This window comes from Streptomyces sp. NPDC006134, assembly GCF_040628835.1.
GTDB lineage: Bacteria > Actinomycetota > Actinomycetes > Streptomycetales > Streptomycetaceae > Streptomyces.
Map to the genome: position 1 here is coordinate 39,413 of NZ_JBEXTV010000027.1, position 20,343 is coordinate 59,755.

The window sequence follows — 20,343 nt, forward strand, 5'->3', positions numbered from 1 at the left end:
GTCACTGCACGCCCCCCCGTGCCCCGCGTCACTCCTCGCGGACCGCCCGCAGCACCAGCCGCTCGGCGTTCTCGTCGTAGGGGCGGCCGTCGAACCCGCCGAACACCTCCACCCGGCCGAACCCCGCCTCCCGCGCCATCCGCCGCAGCTCGACCGCGCTGTACACGAACCACACCAAGGTGGCCCGCGTCACCCGCTCGCCCCGGACCAGGACCCAGTCGCTGCGCAGCCGCGCCCAGTCGTCCAGCACGGTGTCGGTCTGCACCATCAGGTCCTCGCCGCGCCGCACCACCTTCGGCGGGGTGACCTTGCGGGCCAGCAGCTCCTTGCCGGCGAGGTCCAGGACGAGGGTGCCGCCGGGTACCAGGCAGTCGTGCATGACGCGCAGCACCCGCTCGTTGTCGGCGGGGTCCTCGAAGTAGCCGAACGAGGTGAACATGTTGAGGACGACGTCGAAGGCGCCCGGCGCCTCGTACGCGCGGGCGTCGGCCCGCACGTACGTGACCCGGACGCCGGCGTCGGCCGTCCGCTTCCGCGCCCGCTCCAGCATGGCCGGGCTCAGGTCCACCCCGGTGACGTCGTGGCCGCGGCGGGCGAGCGGCACCGTGAACACCCCGGGCCCGCAGCACAGGTCCAGCACCCGGGCGCCGGCCGGGAAGGACAGCAGGGGAGAGGTGGTCAGCAGTTCCTCGGCCTGTGCGTAACGCTGCTCGGAGAAGAGGAAGTCGTGGAACCCGGTCCAGAAGTCATCGTCCTGGAACCCGCCCGTCCGTGTCATGCGGTCTCAGTCCTCCTTCGTCGTCATGGGGGTGGAGGTGTTGCGGCGTGCGGTCGCGCAAGGCCGGCAGGACGGCCGGGAGCAGCAGGCACTGCGCGGCGGCCAGCAGCCAGAACCAGCCGGTGTGCCCGGCGTGTTCGGTGAGTCCGTAGAGCTGCCCGCCCAGCACTCCACTGGCGCAGGCACCGATCCCCGCGGCCAGCCGCTGCCGGCCGAAGACCACGGCGTCCGAGCGCGGGCTGCGGCGCAGCGCCTCCAGGTCGTTCTTCAGGAACAGGACGATGTCGCCCAGGGTGATCAGCGCTCCGCCCGCCAGCAGCGCCGGCCGGGTGCCGATCGCCAGCACGGCCAGCCCGGCCGCCAGACCCGCGAAGCCGGCCGCGAGGGCCGTCGCGTAGGGCATGCGCCTGATCAGGCCGGAGGCGAGGGGCTGGACGACGATCACGAGCACGAAGCAGAGCAGGAGGACCAGGCTGTAGAACGTGCCGGAGGCGCGTTCGACGGCGTACACCGCCAGGAAGTGCTGGAAGTGGAAGTAGAGATAGAACGCCAGCACGGTGGCGGCGAACGGCAGGACCGCCACGCCGGACAGCGGGCCCCGGCGCGCACCGCCCGGGGCGGACGGCCGCTCCCCGTCTTTTCCGTCCTTCCCGTCCTTCCCGTCCGCATCGGGCAGCCGTGCGTGCCCCGCGGTGACCGCGAGGAACAGCGCCGTGACGGCCGCGAACAGCCAGCCGGGCGCGGACAGCACGAAGGGCCCGGCGACCAGCGGGCCCACCGCCATGCCCGCGTGGAGCGCCGCGTTGCCCGCCGACAGGAACGCCGGGCGGCGCTCGTCGTCCACCCCGTGCACCAGGTACGCCTTGTTGGCGGGCAGGTACAGCGCGGCGCCGCAGCACGTCAGGACCAGCGCGCCGACGGCCAGCGGCGGCCAGCGCAGGGCCGCCAGCAGACCGGCGAACCCGGCCGTGCGCACGGCCAGCGCCCACAGCATCGTGCGGCGCAGCCCGATCCGGTCCGCGAGCGCCCCGCCCGCCACACTGCCGGAGAACTGCACGAGGGAGGCCGCCGCCAGGACGACACCCACCGTGCCGAGCCCCATCCCGAGCCGCTCGTGCAGGAACACCGACATGAACGGCAGGACCATGAAGCTGCCGAGCGGGATCAGGAAGGAGCAGAGCAGCAGGAAGCGCAGGGGGCCGTCGAGCGGGAACAGCGCGGCCCGCAGCCCCGCCGCGCCCGAGGGGCGTTCACCCACCTGACGTCTTGCGGGCGGCAGGGCCGGGGAGCGGGCGGGTCAGCACACGCAGCGCCCCCGCGGCGGCCACCGCCCGGTGCGTGGCGAGTTCGGCCGTCTCGGCCTCGGCGTAGACGATGCCCGCGTAGCCGCGGCTGTCGTCCAGGTGCTCGATGAGGTCGCCGGTCCGTTTGACCGGGTACCAGGCCGGTGCGCCCGGCATGTCCGCCAGCCGGTCGAGCCCGGCGACCCCGGTGAACACGCCGGGCTCGGCCGGGTAGCCGAGGACGAAGGCGACGGCCGGGCCGCCGGGCGGCCCGGCGTCCATCAGCCGGGGGCGGCGGCCCAGCGCCGCCTCGACCATCGCCTCGTACACGTTGACGCCGAGCGCCCGGCACAGGCCCTCGCCGACCAGCGCGCCGCCGATGCGGGGGTTGACCTCCACGACCTCCGGGCCGTCGGCGGTCAGCACGAACTCCACGTGCGCGAAGCGGTCGGTGTACCCGAGGGCGGCCAGCACCTCGTCGAGCCACCGCTCCAGGGACGCCCGCCGGGGCTCGGGGAAGGCCACGGGGAAGGCGGTGATCTCCTCGCGGAAGCGGGGCTCGGGGGACATGAGCCTGCTGGAGACGCCGAGGAGCCGGGTGCGGCCCGCCCAGGTGAGGGTCTCCGCGCTGTACACCGGGCCGCTGAAGTAGGGCTCGGCGAACAGGCGCCCCCGCAGGGCCCGCCCGGCCGCCTCCGCCAGGGCCGCGTCCAGTTCGGCCTCGTCGCGGACCAGCCAGACGTTCTGGCTGCCGGTGCCCGCCGTGTCCTTGAGGATCAGGGGCAGTCCGGTCTCCCCGAGCAGCAGGTCCCGGGTGCCGGGCGCGGAGCCGGCGGCCTCCACGGCCCGCCCGCGCGTGAGGCCGAGCGCGTGCAGCCGGTTGCGTACGGCGGCCTTGTCGCGGGTCAGCCGCAGGACCGCGGGGTCGAGCCCGGGCAGGCCGAAACGGGCGGTGAGATCCGCGCAGACGGTCATCCAGGTGTCGGTGGAGCCGATCAGGCCCCGCAGGTCCGGGACCTGCTTGAGGACGTCCGCCACCCGCTCCACGTCGAAGGTGTCGGTCTCGACGACGTCGAGACGGCCCGCGGGCAGCCGCTCCAGCTCGAAGGCGTAGTACGAGGGGTCGCAGGTCAGCAGCGTCAGCCGCTCGCCGAGCGCGTCGGCGGCGCGGACCAGGTGCCCCAGCCCGAAGGTCAGCGACTCCAGGCAGACCACGGTCATGCCGCCGCCTCCTTCCGGTGCGCCGGGAGGGCGGCGCGCCGCCACGCCATCCTGGACCAGGGCATGACCATCTCCTCCGGGTCCCCGACCTCGACGGGTTTCAGCCCGGCGGGGTCCAGCGCCTCCCGGTGCCGGGCGAAGACGCGCTCCACGTACCGGTGTCCGGTGTCGGCGCCGATCACCACGTGCAGCCGGTCGGGGTGACGGCGCGCCTCGTACGCCGCCGCCAGGTACCCGGCGCCGGTGGACAGCCCGGCGAAGACCGCGTGGTCGCGCAGGAGGGCGACGGCGCCGGACATCGCGTGGGTGAAGTCCACCCAGTGCACGGCGTCGTACAGGTGGTGGCGGACGTTGTCGAAGACGATCGACGATCCGATGCCCGCGATGATCGCCTCCGGGTCGTGGTGGTCCTGGCTGCCGAAGGTGACGCTGCCGAAGGGCTGCACGCCCACCAGCCGCACCCCGGGGTCCGACTCCCGCAGGCGTTCCACGAGGCCGCCCGTGGAGGCGCCGGACCCCACTCCGCCGACGACGGTCAGAGAGGTGCCGGGGAACGCCGCCGCCACCCGGTCGGCGACCTCGTGGTAGCCCAGGTAGTGGATGTCGTCGTGGTACTGGCGCATCCAGTGGCAGCCGGGGCGCTCGGCGAGGATCTCCTCGACCCGCCGCACGCGCAGCTCCTGGTCCAGTTTCAGGTTCTGCGACGGTCTGACCTGCTCCACGGTGGCGCCGAGGATCTCCAGTTGCGCGCGGGTGGTGGTGTCCACGGTGGTGGACGCCACGATGTGGCACCGCAGGCCGTACCGGTGGCAGGCCAGGGCGAGCGCGTAGGCGTAGATGCCGCTGGAGCTGTCGACGAGGGTCTGCCCGGGGCGGACCGTGCCCCGGTCGAGCAGGTGGCGGACGGCGGCGAGCGCCGAGTAGACCTTCATCGACTCGAACCGCAGCAGGACCAGGCCGTCGGTGAGCCGGACCAGGTCGGGGACCTTCAGGGCGTCGGCGATGTGGGAGTGGATCACCCGTAGCCTCCTTGGGCGAATGAGCACTGGTGGCCGAGCGAGCGGAAGAACGCGGAGAGTTCGCACTTGACGCCGGCGGCGGGGCGGCGGGTGAAGAGGTAGCCGGCCAGGCAGCCGGTGTGGGCGACGAAGACGCCGTCGGCGCCGAACCGCTCGCGGTGGGCGAGCAGCGCGTCGAAGGACGCCTTGGGCAGCACCTCCTGGGACAGCGCGGCGCTGACGGTCGCCGCCCGGGCGACGGCGGCGGCGTCACCGCAGGCGAAACCCTTGAGGAGGTCGCCCAGGCACCGCTCGTACTCCTCCCCGCGCCGCCGGTAGTGGGCCAGCAGCCGGGAGGTGACGGCGGCGGTGTCGACGGTGCCGGGCTCGGTGACGAAGACGGTGTGGAAGCCGATGCCCGTGCCCAGACGCCGCACCACCCGGTGCCGCCCGCTCAGATGGAGCGCGAACTCGTCGAGGAACACGCTGTCGGCGCGCTCGATCCGCGCCAGGACACCGAGCATCACCTCCAGGTCGCAGGGCAGGGAGAAGACGCGGAACAGGCAGCGCAGCGTCGCCACGACGTCCGCGGTCGAACTGGCCATCCCCACCCCCACCCGCAGTTCGGAGTACGTGCTCCAGTCGCCCGGCGGCAGGGTGAGGCCGTAGTGCTCCAGGAACAGGCGGACCGCCGTCATCGACTTCTCGCCGAGCGGCGGCCGGCGCGGCGGGCCGGCCGCCTCCCCCGGGGTGAAGCACACCCAGGAGTGACGGTCCACGGGGAAGGACACCACCGCGATGTCCGGTTCGGGGCCGGCCCGCAGCGGGCCCTGGTACAGCTCGCCCAGGGTGCCGTGGCAGACGCCGGAGACGATGCCGCCCCGCTCCCCGCGCCCCGGCTCGCCGGGCACCGGACCGGCCGCCGGGCGGCGGGGACGACGAGGACTCGACCGGTCGCGCACGCGTCCTCCTCCGTACCGGGCCGTGTGGAGCGGGCCGTGAACCGTGAACACACCACCGGACAGGGCGGAAGACCACGCCCCCGTACGGCCGTCCGTACCGCCCGCCCGTTCCCCCCTGGGGCCGCCGCGCACGGCCCGCGTGCGACGCACGGGCGCGCCGGCGGTCACCCGGCCGCGCGGGACAGCGGTGACGCGCGGGGCAGGAGGAGCGAGCCGGCTGCGCGCATCAGCGTAGAGCCGTCCGCAGCCGTGCGGCAGGGGGCCGTCGGCGGTTGGCCGGAAGGGAACTCCCGTGCGCTTCCGTGAGCGGTGGAGCGGGGGAGGAGCCGGTGTTTTCCGCAGCTCAGACGATATCCGGGGCTGCCGGGGCCACCGTTTCCCAAGCGGTCGCTCTGGCCGGAACGCGTCTCGGTGTTCCCCGCCCTCCCCCTTCACACTGGTGCTCCACGTCACCACGCGCACCGCTCCCGCGGTGGCCCGTGCCCGGGAGGCCCCTGATGCTGTCGGACGCCAGATCGGACGGAGACGGCACCACCGTTCCGCCCGGACGTGGACGGCCTCCCGCCGACCGGATCGCCCTGCGGGGCGACCTGCGCTCCGCGCTGCCCGACGCCGGTGCCGCGGTGGTGGTCACGGGGGCCGTGTTCTGGTTCCTGTACGCGCGCATGGAGTCGGGCGCCTCGGCCACGGTCGCGGTCATGCCGTTCATGGACGACGCCGGTACCTACTGGATGTACCTGCTCAGCCAGGCGTTCGGCTGGTCGGGCCTGCTGTGGGCGTGGGGCACGGTGATGCTCGGCCTGCTGCTGTCGGGGCCGCGCCCCGCCCGGCTGCCGGTCTCCCGGCCGGTCCTGGAACGCTGGCACCGCACCACGAGCCTGACCACGACGGCCCTGATGGCCGCGCACGCGCTGATGTTCGCGGCCGAACTCGTCCGCTACGAGGCACAGCTGGCGTGGGCCGAGCGGCTGTGGGCGGGCTTCGCGGACACCTTCGTCCCCGGCTGGTACGACTCCGGGACCGGCAGGATCGCCATTCCGCTCGGCCAGGGCGCCCTGTACCTGGCCGTCCCCCTGGGCCTGCTGTTCTACGTCCGGCACCGCATCGGGGCGAACACCTGGCGCCGGCTGCACCGGTTCGTGATCGTCGTGTACGTGCTGAGCGTGTGGCACACACTGCTGTACGGCACCAACGTCTGGTACGGCGAGTGGCCGCGGACCGTGCTGTGGCTGCTGCAACTGCCGGTCGCGGTCCTGCTGCTGCTCCGCCTGCTGCGGCCCGCCCGGCGGGGTGAACGGCTGGGCGGTCCGGGCGGGCGCGCGGGCGTGACCTGGCCGGCCTGGACGGTGCGGGCGGCGGGACGGGCCGCCGCCGCTGCCGTCGTCGTCGGGCTCGTCGCCGTGGTGGTCTCCGGCCACGACGGCGGGCGGGAGCGCACGCCCGAACCGCCCGCCGCGTCCCCGCACGCCCCCGAGCCGGAGTAACCGGCCCCCCGGCACCGCGGGCGAAGGCGCCCGCGAGAACGTCACCGGCCGCATGGCGGCACTCCGCGGCGCGCGGCGTCCCCGGAACCGGCCGCCGCCCGCGCGTGACCGGAACACACGCCGCCGGGCACCGCCGGGCACCGAGGACGCCGCAGGGTGCCACCGGACGGCTTCCCGGGCCCGGGACGCCCGTGCTCTTCCGGACGCCCCGGGCACGCGTCGCCCCGGGCACGCGTCGCCCCGGGCACACGTCCGGCCCGGGCACACGTCCGGCCCGGGCACGCGTCCGATCAGGTTGCCCCCGGTGCATTCCCGCGCCGGGCCGGTCCGTGCGCGGAAGGCTTCCGCCGTGACCCAGCGCAGAATCCGTCACCGGGCGGCCGTCGTCACGGCGGTCTCCGCCCTGGCGCTCACCGCACCGCTGTCCGCCCCGCCCGCCTTCACCGCGAAGCCCGGCCCGGCAGCCGCCGCGGCCCGGTCCGCCGCCGAGCCCTCCGCCCTCACCGCCGAGCCCTCCGCCCTCACCGCCGAGCCCTCCGCCCCCACCGGCGAGACGGTACGCACGGGCGCGGGCCTGGTCCGCGGCACCCGCTCGGGCCCGTACCGGATCTTCCAGGGCATTCCCTACGCAGGCGCCCCCGAGGGACGGCACCGGTGGGCGCCGCCCCGCCCCGTACCGCCGTGGAAGGGGGTCAGGGACGCGACCGAGCCGGGACCGCTGTGCCCTCAGGTGCCCTCGCAGTACGCGCCGATCTCCAGCACGGAGGAGGACTGCCTGGTCCTGAACGTCACCACCCCGTCGGGCGGGGACCGCCGGGGGCCCTGGCCCGTGCTCGTGTGGATCCACGGGGACGGCTCCGTGGGCGGGGGTTCCTTCTTCGACGGGCGCCGTCTGGCCGGGCGGGGCCTGATGGTCGTCACCGTCAACTACCGCCTCGGCGTCTTCGGCGGCCTCGCCCTGCCGGGCCTGGAGGGGTCCGGCACCTTCGGCCTCCAGGACCAGCGGGCGGCCCTGGCCTGGGTGCGCGACAACGCGCGCGCCTTCGGCGGCGACCCCGGCAACGTCACCGTGGCCGGCGTCTCCTACGGCGCGTCCGCCGTCGCCGGACACCTGACGTCCCCCGCCTCCCGGGGCCTGTTCCACCGGGCCGTCATGGCCAGCGGCGAGGCCATGATGGACATGCCGGCCGGCGCCATGGGACCGGACGTGCCGGGCTACCCCTGGTACGTCTGGCGCACCGGACGGGAGATGGAGGACGTCACCCGCGAGATGACGGCCCCCCTCGGCTGCCGCGACGACCGCCCCGAGCGCGTCCTCGCCTGCCTGCGCGCCCTGCCCGTGAAGACGATCCTCGACGTGCCGCACATCATGAACGCCTTCCAGGCGTTCGGGTACGGCAACACCACCCTGCCCGAGCTGCCGCCCCGGGCCCTGCGCGCCGGACGGTTCCACCGGGTGCCCGTCCTGTCGGGCGCGACCCGCGACGAGCACCGCACGTTCGTCGGGATGCTCTACGACGCCGTGGGCAGGCCGTTCACCGAGGCCGACTACGACCGGGCGCTGCGCACCGCGTTCGGCGAGCGGGCGGCTTGGCGGGTGCGGGCCGAGTACCCCGCGGACGCCTTCCCGTCCCCCGCGCTGGCGTGGGCCACCGTGATCACCGACCGCATGTGGGCGCGCGGCACCCGGGACCAGCACGACGCGCTGGCACGGCACGTGCCGGTGTACGCGTACGAGTTCGCCGACCGTGACGCGCCGATGTTCCTGCCGCTGCCCGGCGACTTCGACTTCGGCGCCTTCCACGCCGGCGACATCCCGTACCTGTTCGAGGACGAAGCGGCCGAGCCGCTGTTCACCCCGGCGCAGCGCCGCCTGTCGGCGGCCATGACCGGCTACTGGGCCGCGTTCGCCCGCACCGGCGCACCCCGCGGCGCCGGACTGCCTGCCTGGCGCCCCTACCACCACCGGGGCCCCGCCGGACGGCCGTACACGCAGTCACTGGCGCCCCAGCGGATCGGCCCCGTCGACTACCACCGCGCGCACAACCTCGGCTTCTGGGACTGCGTGCGCTGACGGCCCGGTTCCACGACGGGCCGTCCCCGTCGGCGTCTCCTCCGTGAGAACGACGTCCCGCGGGGGTGGTTCCTCCCGAATGTCCAGCCGTCTTCGGTCCCCTTCGCCGATGTACCGGCCGGTCCGGGGTGAAACGGTGGACGTGTCCTCGGACCGGGGCGCCGCTTCGAGCCCGTACCCGGTCTCCCCCCTCCCGGACGAGGAGCCACGCGATCATGACCACTCCGCAACCGCTCGACCGCGTCAACGTCACCCACGAATGGGGAGTGCTCAAGGAAGCGGTGGTGGGCCGCGTCATCGACTTCCGCGTCCCGGAACGGCTCGGTGCGGGGCTGCCGGACTCTCTGCGCTTCCTGCCCGAGCAGACCCGGCGGAACCTGCCGCGCTGGGCGGGAAGACTCTGGTCCGAGGCGGACCCCGAGGGCTGGGCGAGAAGCGTCGGGCAGATCGAGGGACTGGCCCGTTTCCTGACCGGCCGCGGGGTGGCCGTGCACCGCCCGCGGGAGCTGACCGAACCCGAACTGGCCGTGTACGGGAGGGACGGCGACCGGTTCAGCACGCAGACGTTCGTCCGCGATCCGATGATCGTCGTCGGCGACCACGTCATCGAGGCCGCCCTGCGGCTGCCGGCCCGGTTCAAGGAACGCTTCGGGCTGCGCCCCGTCTTCGCGCAGGCCGCCGCCCGCGGGGCGCGCTGCTCGGTGATGCCGCCGCCGTCACCGGTACCGGTGCCCGAGCTCGCCTCGGCGACGGGGCCGTTCCTCGAAGGCGGCGACGTGCTGGTCCTGGGCCGGGACGTCCTCGTCGGCATCGGCCGGGGCGGAACGGCCTCCGACGCGCAGGGGGCGCGGTGGCTGGCACGCCTGCTCGGGGACGGCCACCGCGTCCACGAGGTGCCGCTCAGCGATCGGGTGATCCACCTGGACGACGGCCTCACCGCCGTCCGCGAGGGGCTGGCGGTCGTGTGCCGGCAGCAGTTCCCCGACGGCGTGCCGGCCCCCGTCGCCGACTGGGACCTGATCGACGTCACCCTGTGGGAGGCGGTGAACCTCCTCGCGGGCAACAGTCTCGTCCTCGGCCCCGGCGAGGTGCTCGTCGACGAACGGCTGACCGGCCTCGCCGAAGCGCTGACCGGGCGGAACGTCACGGTCCACACGCTTGCCTTCGACGCGGTGACCGCCTTCGCCGGCGGCTTCCGCTGCGCGCACCACCCCCTGGTCCGCGAACTCGGCGAGTGACGGGTCCCCGGGCGGCCGGACGGGCCCACCAGAGCGGCGGCCCGCCGGGCATGAGCGGCCCCGGCGGACGGGCGTCCACCGGGACCGTGGGGTGAGGGTCAGGCCGGGCAGCCGGAGTCCGCGAGGACGTAGTAGCCGGGTGCGGTCTGCATGAGGGTGTGGGTGATGAGGGTGTTCCACAGCCCCATGGCCTGCTGCGAGCCGTTGGCGTAGGTGTAGCCGCCGCTCTGGTGGGCCCGTCCGGCCGTCGTGTGGGCGTAGTTGCTCGCCGTGTGGCACGTGGGCGTGAAGCCGGTCGTGGTCGCGGTCACCGTCGCGGAGACCGCGCCCGCCGTGCCGGCCGCGTTCACGGCCGCCACCGTGTAGCCGTACGTGGTGCCGGTGGCCAGGCCGGTGTCGGTGTAGGAGGTCGACGTGGTGGTGCCCACCTTCCTGCCGCCGCGGTGGACGGCGTACGAGGACGCGCCGTCGACCGCGTTCCAGCGCAGGGCGACGGTGGTACCGGTGGTGGCGGTGACCGCCAGGCCGGTGGGCGCGGGCAGGGCCCCGGGGTCCTGGCCGCCGTCTCCGTCTCCGTCTCCGTCGCCTTCGCCGTCGAGCCCCCAGAAACGGGCGGTGTGGTGGCTGGAGCAGATGGTGTCGAGGTAATAGGTGCCGGCGGTGCCGCACTGCTCGTCACCGCTGCCCGGGTCGACCGCGAGGCCGTGCGCCATGCCGGAGAGGGAGTAGACCTCGACGGCGGGCCGGCCGGAGGCGTCGTCGTAGACGCTGAGCGTGGTGCCCCCGGCGAGGGTCTCGGTGCGGGAAGGCGTCTGGCCGATGCCCCACACGTCCGTCCACTGGTCGCGCAGTTCCGTGGCGTTGGCGGGCTTGACGGTGGTGTCCGCGGTGCCCTGCCAGATCGCGACGCGGGGCCAGGAGGCCGTGCCGGACGGGGCGGCCGCGCGCACCAGGTCGCCCCACTGCGCGGGGCTCTTGTCCGGCGGACTGTACATGCAGGTGTACGCGGCGGCGATGCCGGTCGCGCAGGAGGCGGGCAGTCCGGAGTTGACGGAGCCGGCCGCGAAGACGTCGGGGTAGGCGGCGAGCATGTTCGCGGTCATGCCGCCTCCGGCGGACAGACCGGTGATGTAGACCCGCCGGCTGTCGCTGCCGTACTGGGCGACGGCCTTGTCGACCATCTGTTTGATCGACAGTGCCTCGCCCTGGCCGCGCTTGCTGTCGCCCGGCTCGAACCAGTTGAAGCAGGAGTTGGCGTTGTTGGCGCTGCTCGTCTGCGGGAAGACCAGCGCGAAGCCGTAGCGGTCGGCGAACTTCGGCCAGCCGGAGTGCGCGTAGTAGTCGTTCGCGCTCTGAGTGCAGCCGTGCAGCGCGACCACGAGCGGGGCGCCGTCCGGCAGCGTGTCGGGTGCGTAGGCGTACATGGACAGATTGCCGGGATTGCTGCCGAAGGCGGTGACCTGGGTGAGCCCCGCGGCGGTCGCCTGCGGGGCCGCGGCGGCCAGGCCGCCGGTCAGGGCCAGGGCGCCCACGGCGGCGGTGACCCAGCGGCGGACGCCTCTGAGGAGGCGGCGGCTCCCGGTGAAACGGAACGGAGGGTGCGACGGACCCATGACGACTGCCTCCTGAAGCGGTGGGAACGGCCGTGCGCCGACGCCGGACGAAGACCGGTGAACGGTGTGACGTGCATCATCACGGCGCCCCGGCGGTGTCGACATGGGCGGGAGGGCCAGGCTTGCCGGATGCCCTGTGTGGCGGGCATCCATGGCACGCGGTGTGATCACCTGGCCCGGGAGACGAGACCCGTTCCCGGCCACTCTCGTGGTGGGGTGGGACACACCTCCACCGGCCATGGACGACGGCGCGTTCCCCGGCCGGCTGCGCCCGCTCACGCCGTGTCACCGCACCGCGTTCGCGGCGTTCGTCGCCGACGATCACACTCGACCACCACGCCCGCTTCATGCCGGAGGCAGGGGAGAAGGGGCACAGGGCGATCGATAGCCTGCTCGGGGATCAGGGGAGCGCGGGTCCCGGCCCGGACTCCCCGGATCCTCCCCAGGACGGCTCCCCAGCGCCGATCGGACGGACCGATGGGCGCGAACAGCGAGGTGAGAGGCTGTATGTTCACCACCCGGCCCACGCTCCAGGGCACCTTCGGCATGGTCTCCTCCACCCACTGGCTGGCCTCGCAGTCCGCGATGGCCGTCCTGGAGGACGGCGGCAACGCCTACGACGCCGCCGTGGCGGGCGCGTTCGTCCTGCACGTCGTCGAGCCGCACCTGAACGGACCGGCCGGCGAGGTGCCGATCCTGCTCGCCCCGGCGGGCGGCGAGGTGCGGGTGCTGTGCGGGCAGGGCGTCGCCCCCGCCGGAGCCGGCGTCGCGCACTACAAGAGCCTCGGCCTGGAGCTCGTCCCCGGCACGGGTCCGCTCGCCGCCGCCGTGCCCGGCGCGTTCGACGCCTGGATGCTCCTGCTGCGCGACCACGGCACCAAGCCCCTCGCCGACGTCCTGAAGTACGCCATCGGCTACGCCGAGCACGGGCACGCGCCCGTGGAGCGCGTCGGCGAGACCGTCGAGACGGTCCGCGAGCTGTTCGAGACGGAGTGGACCTCCTCGGCACAGGTGTACCTGCCGCACGGACGCCCGCCCCGCGCGGGCGAGCTGTTCCGCAACCCCGCCCTCGCCGCCACCTGGCGGCGGCTCCTCGCCGAGACCGCCGGGGCGGGGGACCGCGAGGCGCAGATCGAGGCCGCCCGCGAGGTCTGGCGCACCGGGTTCATCGCCGATGCCCTCGTACGGCAGGCCGCGCGCCCCACCCTCGACACCAGCGGCGAGCGGCACACCGGCACCCTCACGGCCGCCGACCTCGCCGCCTGGTCGGCGACGTACGAGACACCGGTGACGTACGACTGGAACGGCTGGACCATATGCAAGCCCGGCCCCTGGAGCCAGGGCCCGGTGCTGCTCCAGCAGCTCGCCCTGCTCCCGCCCGAACTGCCGCCCTACGGCTCGGCCGACTACGTGCACCTGCTGATCGAGGGCTGCAAGCTCGCCATGGCCGACCGGGAGGCCTGGTACGGGGACGCCGCCGACGTGCCCGTCGGGGACCTGCTGTCGGACGCGTACAACGCGCAGCGCAGACGGCTCGTCGGGGAGAGCGCCTCGTACGAGCTGCGGCCCGGCAGCCCCGGCGGGCGCACCCCGCGGCTGGCCGCGCACGCGTACGCGGCGGCCGCCGAGGGCGCCGGCTCCGCCGCACCGGGCGCCGGCGAGCCCACGGTCGCCAAGAGCCCGCTCTCCCCGGTGCCGGGCGAGCCGGCCGTCGCCGCCGACGGCACCACCCGCGGCGACACCTGCCACCTCGACGTCGTCGACCGCTGGGGCAACATGGTCGCCGCCACGCCCAGCGGCGGCTGGCTGCAGTCCAACCCCGTCGTGCCGGAACTGGGCTTCCCCCTCGGCACCCGGCTCCAGATGACCTGGCTGGAGGAGGGCCTGCCCAACTCCCTCACGCCGGGCCGCCGTCCCCGCACCACCCTCACCCCCTCGATCGCGCTGCGCGACGGCGTCCCGTTCATGGCGTTCGGCACCCCCGGCGGCGACCAGCAGGACCAGTGGCAGCTCCACTTCCTCCTCGCGGTCGGGCTGCGCGCACCGGTGCGCGGCGGCCTCGACCTCCAGGGCGCCATCGACGCCCCGAACTGGCACAACGACAGCTTCCCCGGCTCCTTCTTCCCGCGCGGCATGCGACCGGGCAGCGTCACCGTCGAGTCCCGCACGGACCCGGCGGTCGTCGGGGAACTGCGGCGCCGCGGCCACGACGTCACCGTCGGCGACCCCTGGTCGGAGGGGCGGCTGTGCGCCGTCGCGCGGGACCCGGAGACGGGGATCCTGTCGGCCGCGGCCAACCCCAGAGGCATGCAGGGGTACGCGGTGGGGCGCTGATCCGGCCCGTCCCCGGCCCTGTCCCCATCCCCCTCCCCATCCCTGGCCCCTGGTGCCCCGGTGTTCACGCCGGTCGTGCCCGGAGCACACCGGCCGGGTGGGGACCGCCGGTGGCGCGTGCTCTCATGGAGTCATGATCGAAGACAGCGAAACCATCGACGGGTTTCTCGCCCGGCACGCCTCCGACGTGGAGGAAGCCGTCCGCACGGCCGCCGCACTGGAGATCATGCCGCGCTGGCGGCGGCTCGCCGCGCACGAGGTCGACCAGAAGGCGGGACCGCACGACCTGGTGACGGACGCCGACCGCAAGGCCGAGCTGTACCTCACCGAGGCGCTCGTCGCCCTGCTGCCCGGCTCCGCCGTCGTCGGCGAGGAGGCGGTGCACGCCAACCCCGCCTCCTACGAGGCGCTCCGGGGCGAGGCACCGGTGTGGATCGTCGACCCCGTCGACGGCACCCGGCAGTTCGTGCACGGCGACACCGGGTTCTGCACGCTGGTCGCGCTCGCGCAGCACGGCGTCCTGCGGGCCTCCTGGACCTACGCGCCCGCCCGGGAACAGTTCGCCACGGCCGTACGCGGCCGGGGCGCGTTCCTGGACGGGGAGCGGCTGCACGCCGGACCGCCGGAGCCGGGCCGTGACCTGCGGGTCGCCACCTCCCACCCGGACTACACGACGCCGGAGCAGAAGCGCGCCCTGCTCGGCCTGTGGACCAAGGGCGTCGCACCCCGCGCCTGCGGCTCGGCCGGACTGGAGTACCTCGCCGTCGCCCGCGGCGCATCGGACGCCACGGCGTTCTCCTGGGAGGCCGCCTGGGACCACGCCGCCGGGCTGCTGCTCGTCGAGGAGGCGGGCGGCACCCACCTGACCCGCACCGGCGAGCCCTTCCGCATCACGGGCGGCAACGAGCTGCCGTTCACCGCGGCCCGTGACGCGGCCACGGCCCGGCAGGTGGCGGCGCTGCTGTCGGGCGGGGCCGCCTGAGGGCGGGCGTCCGGGCGCCGGGCGCCGGGCGCCGGGCACCGTGCGGGCCCGGCGCCGGGGGAGCGGACCCGCGGCCGGGGTCTGCCGAAGACGCTCCGGCAGTCCGGGCAGTCGTCGGGGGAGCGGACCCGCGGCCGGGGACTGTCGGTGCCCGGGCATATCCTGATCCTCAGTGGCCGTCGGCTGACGAAGGGGTCCGAAGGTGCCGTCGATGCTCGATGCGGTCGTGGTGGGGGCGGGGCCGAACGGGCTGACCGCAGCGGTGGAGCTGGCCCGGCGCGGGTTCTCCGTGGCCGTGTTCGAGGCGCGCGGCACCGTGGGCGGAGGCGCCCGCACCGAAGAGCTCACGCTGCCCGGTTTCCGGCACGACCCCTGCTCCGCCGCCCACCCCCTCGGCGTCAACTCGCCCGCCTTCCGCGCCCTGCCCCTGGAGCGCTACGGCCTGCGGTGGCTGCACGCCGGGCTGCCGATGGCGCACCCGTTCCCGGACGGCTCGGCCGCCGTGCTGGCGCGGTCGGTCGGCGAGACGGCCGCCTCGTTCGGCCCGCGCGACGCGGGCACCTACCGCAGACTGGTCGAGCCCTTCCTGCCCCGGTGGGACACCCTCGCCCGCGACTTCATGTCCCTGCCGCTGACCGCGCTGCCCCGCGACCCGGTCACCCTCGCCCGCTTCGGCCTCGCCGGCCTGCCCCCGTCGACCTGGCTGATGCGCCGTTTCCGCGACGAGAAGGCCAAGACCCTGTTCGCCGGACTCGTCGCGCACGTCATGGCCCCCCTGGGCTCCTTCGCCACCAGCGCCATCGGCCTGGTCTTCGCCCTGGCCGCGCACGCCCGCGGCTGGCCCGTCGCCCGCGGCGGCTCCCAGGCGATCTCCGACGCCCTCGCCGCCCTCCTGACGGACCTCGGCGGCGCCGTGCACACCGACTACGAGGTCAAGCGCCTGGACGACCTGCCGCCCGCGCGCGCGTACGTCTTCGACACCTCGCCCACCGCCCTGGCCCGGATCGCGGGCCTGGGCCGGTACTACGACGGCTACCGCTACGGCCCCGGCGTCTTCAAGATCGACTACGCGCTGGACGGCCCGGTCCCGTGGACCGCGGCAGAGGCCCGCGCCGCCGGCACCGTCCAGGTCGGCGCGGACACCGGGGAGATCGGTGCCGCCCTGCACGCGGCCTCCCACGAGGGCCGCCCCTCCGGCGCCCCCTTCCTCATCACCGTGCAGCCCAGCGTCGCCGACCCCACCCGGGCCCCGGCCGGCAAGCACGTCTTCTGGGCGTACGGGCACGTGCCCCACGGCTGGACCGGCGACCTCACCGACGCCGTCGAACGCCAGCTGGAGCGCTTCGCGCCGGGCTTCCGCGACCGCGTCCTGGCCCGCGCGACCGCCGGCCCGCCCGAACTCGCCGCCCGCAACGCCAACTACGTCGGCGGCGACATCGCCTCCGGGGCGGTCCGCGGCCTGCAGACCCTGCTGCGTCCCAAGCTGTCCCTGTTCCCGTACGCCACCCCGCACCCGGCCGTCTTCCTCTGCTCGTCGGCCACCCCGCCGGGCCCCGGAGTGCACGGCATGTCCGGACACAACGCGGCGAAGGCCGTCTGGCGGAGGCTCAGACAGACATGACCACCCTCACTCTCGTCCGGGGCGACATCACACGCCAGAGCGTCGACGCGATCGTCAACGCGGCCAACTCCTCCCTGCTGGGCGGAGGCGGCGTCGACGGCGCGATCCACCGCCGCGGCGGCCCCGCGATCCTCGCCGAGTGCCGCGCGCTGCGCGCCTCGCGGTACGGCAAGGGCCTGCCCACCGGGCAGGCGGTCGCCACCACCGCGGGCGATCTCGACGCCCGCTGGGTGATCCACACGGTGGGCCCGGTGTACCAGGGCGCCGGCAGCGATCCCTCGCCGCTCGCCTCCTGCCACCGCAAGTCGCTCCGGGTGGCCGACGAGCTGGGCGCCCGCACGGTGGCGTTCCCGGCCATCTCGGCCGGTGCCTACGGGTGGCCGGTGGAGGACGTCGCCCGCATCGCCGTGGAGACGGTGCGGGACACGGAGACCGCCGTCGAGGAAGTCAGGTTCGTCCTGTTCGACGAGCGGGCGTTCGCGGCGTTCGCCGGGCAGGTCCACCGGCTGCGGCACGGCGGCGAGAGTCCCCTTCCGCCCGGGTCCCCGTGACGGTCGCCCTCACCGGCCATGCGGATCACCCGCTTCGGACGCGGCCTCGGACAGCACCTCCTCCCCGACGTCGTCGGTGACGTCACCGGCGCCGATCACGTCATCGACGCCGGCACGGCCAGGACGCTCCGGACCGGGGGAAGGCCGGTGAGACCGGCCTGTCTCCACGCCCACCAGGGGTGCGCGTGGAGGCCCGGTCGCCGCCGGAGCCGAGGCCACCGGCCTTCACGCGGGCACGGGCGGCGCGGGGAGCGGGAGGCGGGCGGCGTCGAGCTCGTCGTGCCAGGCGGCGGACGGGAAGGCCGCGGCGTACAGCCGGGCACAGGTGCGCAGGTGCTCGCGGAAGGCGGCGTGCAGGCGGGCGGTGTAGTGGGCGCGGAGTGCGTCCGCGGGCACGCCCCGCGCCGCCGCGTCGACGACCGCGGCGGCGAGGACGGCGGTACGCAGTGCCTGCGCGGTTCCGGAACCGCTGAGCGGGTCGTGGCGGAGGGCCCCCGCGCCGACGACGAGGCGTCCGGGCGGCGCGGGCGCCCGATGGACGCGGGGGGCGGCGGGCACCGCCACCGCCGAGGCCGGAGCGTGCCGGAGCCGGTCCGCCAGCGGCGATGCGGCGAGCAGCCGGGTCAGCAGCCCGGCGGAATCCCGGACCGGCCCCGGAACCATGGCCTGCAGCAGGGCCCGGCCGCCGCCCAGCGGGGTGAGGTGCAGCCAGGCCGGCTCGGTACAGGCGAGCAGGGCGGTGCGCTCGTCCTCCCCGGGCGCGAGGGCGGCCTCGCCCGCCAGCAGGTGCCGGCGGCCGGCCGTCCACTGCGCGCCCGGCCCGTCCTGCGGCGCCGCGGTGACGGTCCACCCGGGCTGGGGTTCCTGGCCGCCGATGGCACCGCCGATGACGCCGCGGTGCCGCGCGGCCAGCCGGGCCAGCAGCCGGCCGGCCAGCTCCGCGCCGTCCACGACGACGGCCGTCTGCGCCAGCCGGCCCGGTCCGGTTCCGGCGCCCCACGCGACCTGCCGGTGTGTCAGCCACCAGCCGTCCGGGACGTGCCGGGTGCCCCACAGAGAGCGCAGCAGGTCCACGGTGACCTCGTTGAGCACCAGCGGGCGCGGCCCCGGAGCCGGGCGGGCACCGGCCAGCCGGACCCGGTGGCCACGGCCCGCGAGCAGCCACGCGCACGTCAGTTCGGCGAGCCCGGCCCCCTCCACCACGACGACGGCGCCGCGCCCGCCGGCGGTCACGAGAGGCCGTCCCCGGGGGCCGGACCGGCGGGACCGGTGGGACCGGTGGAATCGGTGGGAGCGGTGGAACCGGCGGGACCCGAGGGGGCCCCGTCCTCCTCTAGGGCGGCCAGCAGGGCGTCCGTGTCGGCCTGCTGGCGGAGCATCATCGCCCGCTCGGCGTGGCCGCCCAGCGAGCCGATCTGCGCGCGGATGCCCGTGGCCGCCGCGGCGGCGGCACGGGCGGCGCCCTGGCCGTCGGCGCGCCCGGCGCCTTCCGCGAGGGGCTCGGCGAACGGGGCGGGCAGGGTGAAGCGCGGCGCCACACCGCGCGCGGCCAGCAGGTGGTTGACCTCGTGCAGGTTGAACATGGCGCGCCGGGACTGCTCGATCAGGAGGCCGCCCGCGCGGTCGCCCAGCGCGAAGGTGGCGTCGAGCGCGCCGAGCAGCACGGCGTAGTTCTGGTCGCCGAGATCCAGCAGACGGGCCTCCAGCGGATCGTCGGAGCCGTCGCGCAGCGGCCGCAGGTACTGCTCGGGGCTCAGGTCCGCCAGGTGGCCCTGGACGGCGGTGAACCGCCGGAAGTGGTCCTGGCCCTCGTCGATGATCAGCTTGATCAGGTGCGCCAGCCGGTCGTGCTCGGGGAACTCCTCCGGGTTGCGGACCAGCGTCTGGTGCAGACGTACGTACATGCCGTCGACACCCGTGCCGGCCTCCTGGCTGGGGCGTTCGACGTCGATGAACCACTGCAGCTGCTCGGGGGTGAGCGGCCGCAGCGCGAAGGGCCGGTCGAGGGTGTGGTGGATCCTGGCGGCGCGGCCCAGCCGGGGCGGCCGGCCGAGCGTGCCGAGGGCTTCGTTGACCCACCGCAGGTGCCGCATCTCGTCCACCGCCACGGAGAACACCTCGTCCGCCGCCGCGAAGATCTTCCGGACCCGGGGGTCCGCACCGTCCGGCAGCCGCATCGGGGCGTCGAGCGAGTAGTGCGCGAAGAGGTACTCGACGCAGAGCGCGTGCTCCACGGTGGCCAGGTACTCCAGCTCGGCGATCACCTGGTCCCGGGTGAGTGTGCCGACCGCCGGCACGGGCGGGACGCCCAGGCTGTCGTCCTCGCGGCCGTTGAGCACGACGGGGAGCACGTTCCAGTCGGCGATCAGCTCGGCGTAGTCGAGTTCCCGCTCACGGCGGCCCGCGAGCCCGGGGCCGTCGGGCTCGGGCGGAACCGTGGTGCGGTCGCGCCGCTGGAAGTTGAGGTCGCGGAACCGGCCGTCGGAGCTGGTGGCGATGTCCGGCTTGGAGGCGGCCCAGTAGAAACAGCCGCAGTCCCGGAAGTCGTACTGCCAGGGCGCGCACAGGCTGCGCGTGAGGTCGCCCGGCTGGTACACCTCGGGGTCGATCACCCCGTCCTCGTCCAGGTAACGGGCCCGGTCGGCGACCAGGACGGCCGCCTCCACCGCACCGGTCCCGTCGCGCTGGACGATGCTGCGGCCGCTCAGCCGCAGCCCGTCGAGGTCGCCGCCGACGATGTCCGCCCCCGGCGAGAACCGGCCCGGGACGGGGCCCACCAGCACGGCCACCGGACCCGGCAGCAGGTCGTGCACCCGGCGCCACACCTCCAGGCCGTTGAGCCCGGTGCAGCTGAAGGTGCGGGCCCGGTCCACCGGCTCGTCCACGGTGGTACGCCCGCACAGCGCCCACACGTGCAGCGGCAGGTCGGCGTCGGTCAGGCCCTGCTCGGCGGCGGGGCCACCGGTGACCGCGACGACCTGCGACCCGTCCGGCCGGTGGAAGTCGACGGTCAGACCGGGGAAGAACGCCTTGTCGAGATTGCGCTGGTCGAACTCCAGCCCGGGGTAGCAGTTGTCGACACCGCTCTCGGGGCGGGTGCCCGCCGGGTTGCCGCGGACCAGCAGGTCGGCCCGGGCGGTGAGATTGCGCGGGAAGATCTTCCCGTTGGGTTCGGGCAGGGGCCCGCGGGCTGGATCGGACATG

General features: G+C 75.0%; 15 protein-coding genes. 7 read left to right on the forward strand and 8 right to left on the reverse strand.

All coding sequences use genetic code 11. The annotated features are described in order from the left end of the window. Window positions 1–28: 28 nt before the first annotated feature. The 5 genes from ABZ340_RS19195 to ABZ340_RS19215 are packed head-to-tail and all read right to left on the reverse strand — an operon-like array spanning window position 29 to window position 5,242. Window positions 29–778, reverse strand: coding sequence for a class I SAM-dependent methyltransferase (locus ABZ340_RS19195; RefSeq protein ID WP_358782960.1), 750 nt, complete (start codon window positions 776–778; stop codon window positions 29–31). Then, window positions 747–2,036, reverse strand: coding sequence for an MFS transporter (locus ABZ340_RS19200; RefSeq protein WP_358782961.1), 1,290 nt, complete (start codon window positions 2,034–2,036; stop codon window positions 747–749). Before ABZ340_RS19200 ends, ABZ340_RS19195 begins: the two co-directional genes overlap by 32 nt. Further along, a complete protein-coding gene (locus tag ABZ340_RS19205; protein WP_358782962.1) occupies window positions 2,029–3,282 on the reverse strand; it encodes an ATP-grasp domain-containing protein in 1,254 nt (417 codons plus the stop codon). The genes ABZ340_RS19200 and ABZ340_RS19205 overlap by 8 nt, the downstream gene beginning before the upstream one ends. Further along, on the reverse strand, window positions 3,279–4,301 hold the full coding sequence (locus ABZ340_RS19210) for a cysteine synthase family protein (RefSeq protein WP_358782963.1): 1,023 nt from the start codon (window positions 4,299–4,301) through the stop codon (window positions 3,279–3,281). The genes ABZ340_RS19205 and ABZ340_RS19210 overlap by 4 nt, the downstream gene beginning before the upstream one ends. Next, window positions 4,298–5,242 carry a hypothetical protein gene (locus ABZ340_RS19215; RefSeq protein ID WP_358782964.1) on the reverse strand — a complete coding sequence of 315 codons (945 nt, stop codon included), beginning with the start codon at window positions 5,240–5,242 and terminating at the stop codon, window positions 4,298–4,300. Before ABZ340_RS19215 ends, ABZ340_RS19210 begins: the two co-directional genes overlap by 4 nt. Before the next feature lie 497 nt (window positions 5,243–5,739). On the opposite strand from ABZ340_RS19215, the gene ABZ340_RS19220 reads away from it, so the two are divergent. From ABZ340_RS19220 to ABZ340_RS19230, 3 genes are all read left to right on the forward strand, one after another. Beyond that, window positions 5,740–6,726, forward strand: a complete 987-nt coding sequence (locus ABZ340_RS19220) for a ferric reductase-like transmembrane domain-containing protein (RefSeq protein ID WP_358782965.1) — start codon at window positions 5,740–5,742, stop codon at window positions 6,724–6,726. A gap of 349 nt (window positions 6,727–7,075) precedes the next feature. Further along, window positions 7,076–8,800: a carboxylesterase family protein gene (locus ABZ340_RS19225; RefSeq protein ID WP_358782966.1), complete on the forward strand. Its 1,725-nt coding sequence runs from the start codon at window positions 7,076–7,078 to the stop codon at window positions 8,798–8,800. 215 nt (window positions 8,801–9,015) lie between these two features. Continuing rightward, window positions 9,016–10,038, forward strand: coding sequence for an amidinotransferase (locus ABZ340_RS19230; protein ID WP_358782967.1), 1,023 nt, complete (start codon window positions 9,016–9,018; stop codon window positions 10,036–10,038). Window positions 10,039–10,136: 98 nt separating this feature from the next. Here ABZ340_RS19230 and ABZ340_RS19235 read toward each other — a convergent pair whose 3' ends face one another. Next, a complete protein-coding gene (locus tag ABZ340_RS19235; protein ID WP_358782968.1) occupies window positions 10,137–11,651 on the reverse strand; it encodes a PHB depolymerase family esterase in 1,515 nt (504 codons plus the stop codon). A gap of 507 nt (window positions 11,652–12,158) precedes the next feature. Between ABZ340_RS19235 and ABZ340_RS19240 the strand changes: the two genes are divergently transcribed. From ABZ340_RS19240 to ABZ340_RS19255, 4 genes are all read left to right on the forward strand, one after another. Further along, on the forward strand, window positions 12,159–13,985 hold the full coding sequence (locus tag ABZ340_RS19240) for a gamma-glutamyltransferase (protein WP_358782969.1): 1,827 nt from the start codon (window positions 12,159–12,161) through the stop codon (window positions 13,983–13,985). Window positions 13,986–14,118: 133 nt separating this feature from the next. Next, window positions 14,119–14,967 (forward strand): inositol monophosphatase family protein, encoded by an 849-nt coding sequence (locus tag ABZ340_RS19245; RefSeq protein ID WP_358782970.1) that lies wholly within the window; start codon window positions 14,119–14,121, stop codon window positions 14,965–14,967. Window positions 14,968–15,178: 211 nt separating this feature from the next. After that, a complete protein-coding gene (locus ABZ340_RS19250; protein WP_358782971.1) occupies window positions 15,179–16,588 on the forward strand; it encodes an NAD(P)/FAD-dependent oxidoreductase in 1,410 nt (469 codons plus the stop codon). Next, window positions 16,585–17,139, forward strand: coding sequence for an O-acetyl-ADP-ribose deacetylase (locus ABZ340_RS19255; RefSeq protein ID WP_358782972.1), 555 nt, complete (start codon window positions 16,585–16,587; stop codon window positions 17,137–17,139). The genes ABZ340_RS19250 and ABZ340_RS19255 overlap by 4 nt, the downstream gene beginning before the upstream one ends. A gap of 225 nt (window positions 17,140–17,364) precedes the next feature. Here ABZ340_RS19255 and ABZ340_RS19260 read toward each other — a convergent pair whose 3' ends face one another. Further along, entirely contained in the window at window positions 17,365–18,372 is a 1,008-nt protein-coding gene (locus ABZ340_RS19260; protein WP_358782973.1) for a hypothetical protein, read from the reverse strand. Then, window positions 18,369–20,342 carry a ferritin-like domain-containing protein gene (locus tag ABZ340_RS19265; RefSeq protein ID WP_358782974.1) on the reverse strand — a complete coding sequence of 658 codons (1,974 nt, stop codon included), beginning with the start codon at window positions 20,340–20,342 and terminating at the stop codon, window positions 18,369–18,371. The genes ABZ340_RS19260 and ABZ340_RS19265 overlap by 4 nt, the downstream gene beginning before the upstream one ends. Window position 20,343: the final 1 nt, after the last annotated feature.

Excerpts from the sequence above, each read along its gene's own strand:
- ABZ340_RS19195 (WP_358782960.1), bottom strand. The coding sequence starts at position 778 with ATGACACGGACGGGCGGGTTCCAGGACGATGACTTCTGGACCGGGTTC.
- ABZ340_RS19205 (WP_358782962.1), bottom strand. The coding sequence starts at position 3,282 with ATGACCGTGGTCTGCCTGGAGTCGCTGACCTTCGGGCTGGGGCACCTG.
- ABZ340_RS19220 (WP_358782965.1), top strand. The coding sequence starts at position 5,740 with ATGCTGTCGGACGCCAGATCGGACGGAGACGGCACCACCGTTCCGCCC.
- ABZ340_RS19230 (WP_358782967.1), top strand. The coding sequence starts at position 9,016 with ATGACCACTCCGCAACCGCTCGACCGCGTCAACGTCACCCACGAATGG.
- ABZ340_RS19235 (WP_358782968.1), bottom strand. The coding sequence starts at position 11,651 with ATGGGTCCGTCGCACCCTCCGTTCCGTTTCACCGGGAGCCGCCGCCTC.
- ABZ340_RS19240 (WP_358782969.1), top strand. The coding sequence starts at position 12,159 with ATGTTCACCACCCGGCCCACGCTCCAGGGCACCTTCGGCATGGTCTCC.
- ABZ340_RS19245 (WP_358782970.1), top strand. The coding sequence starts at position 14,119 with ATGATCGAAGACAGCGAAACCATCGACGGGTTTCTCGCCCGGCACGCC.
- ABZ340_RS19250 (WP_358782971.1), top strand. The coding sequence starts at position 15,179 with ATGCTCGATGCGGTCGTGGTGGGGGCGGGGCCGAACGGGCTGACCGCA.
- ABZ340_RS19255 (WP_358782972.1), top strand. The coding sequence starts at position 16,585 with ATGACCACCCTCACTCTCGTCCGGGGCGACATCACACGCCAGAGCGTC.
- ABZ340_RS19265 (WP_358782974.1), bottom strand. The coding sequence starts at position 20,342 with ATGTCCGATCCAGCCCGCGGGCCCCTGCCCGAACCCAACGGGAAGATC.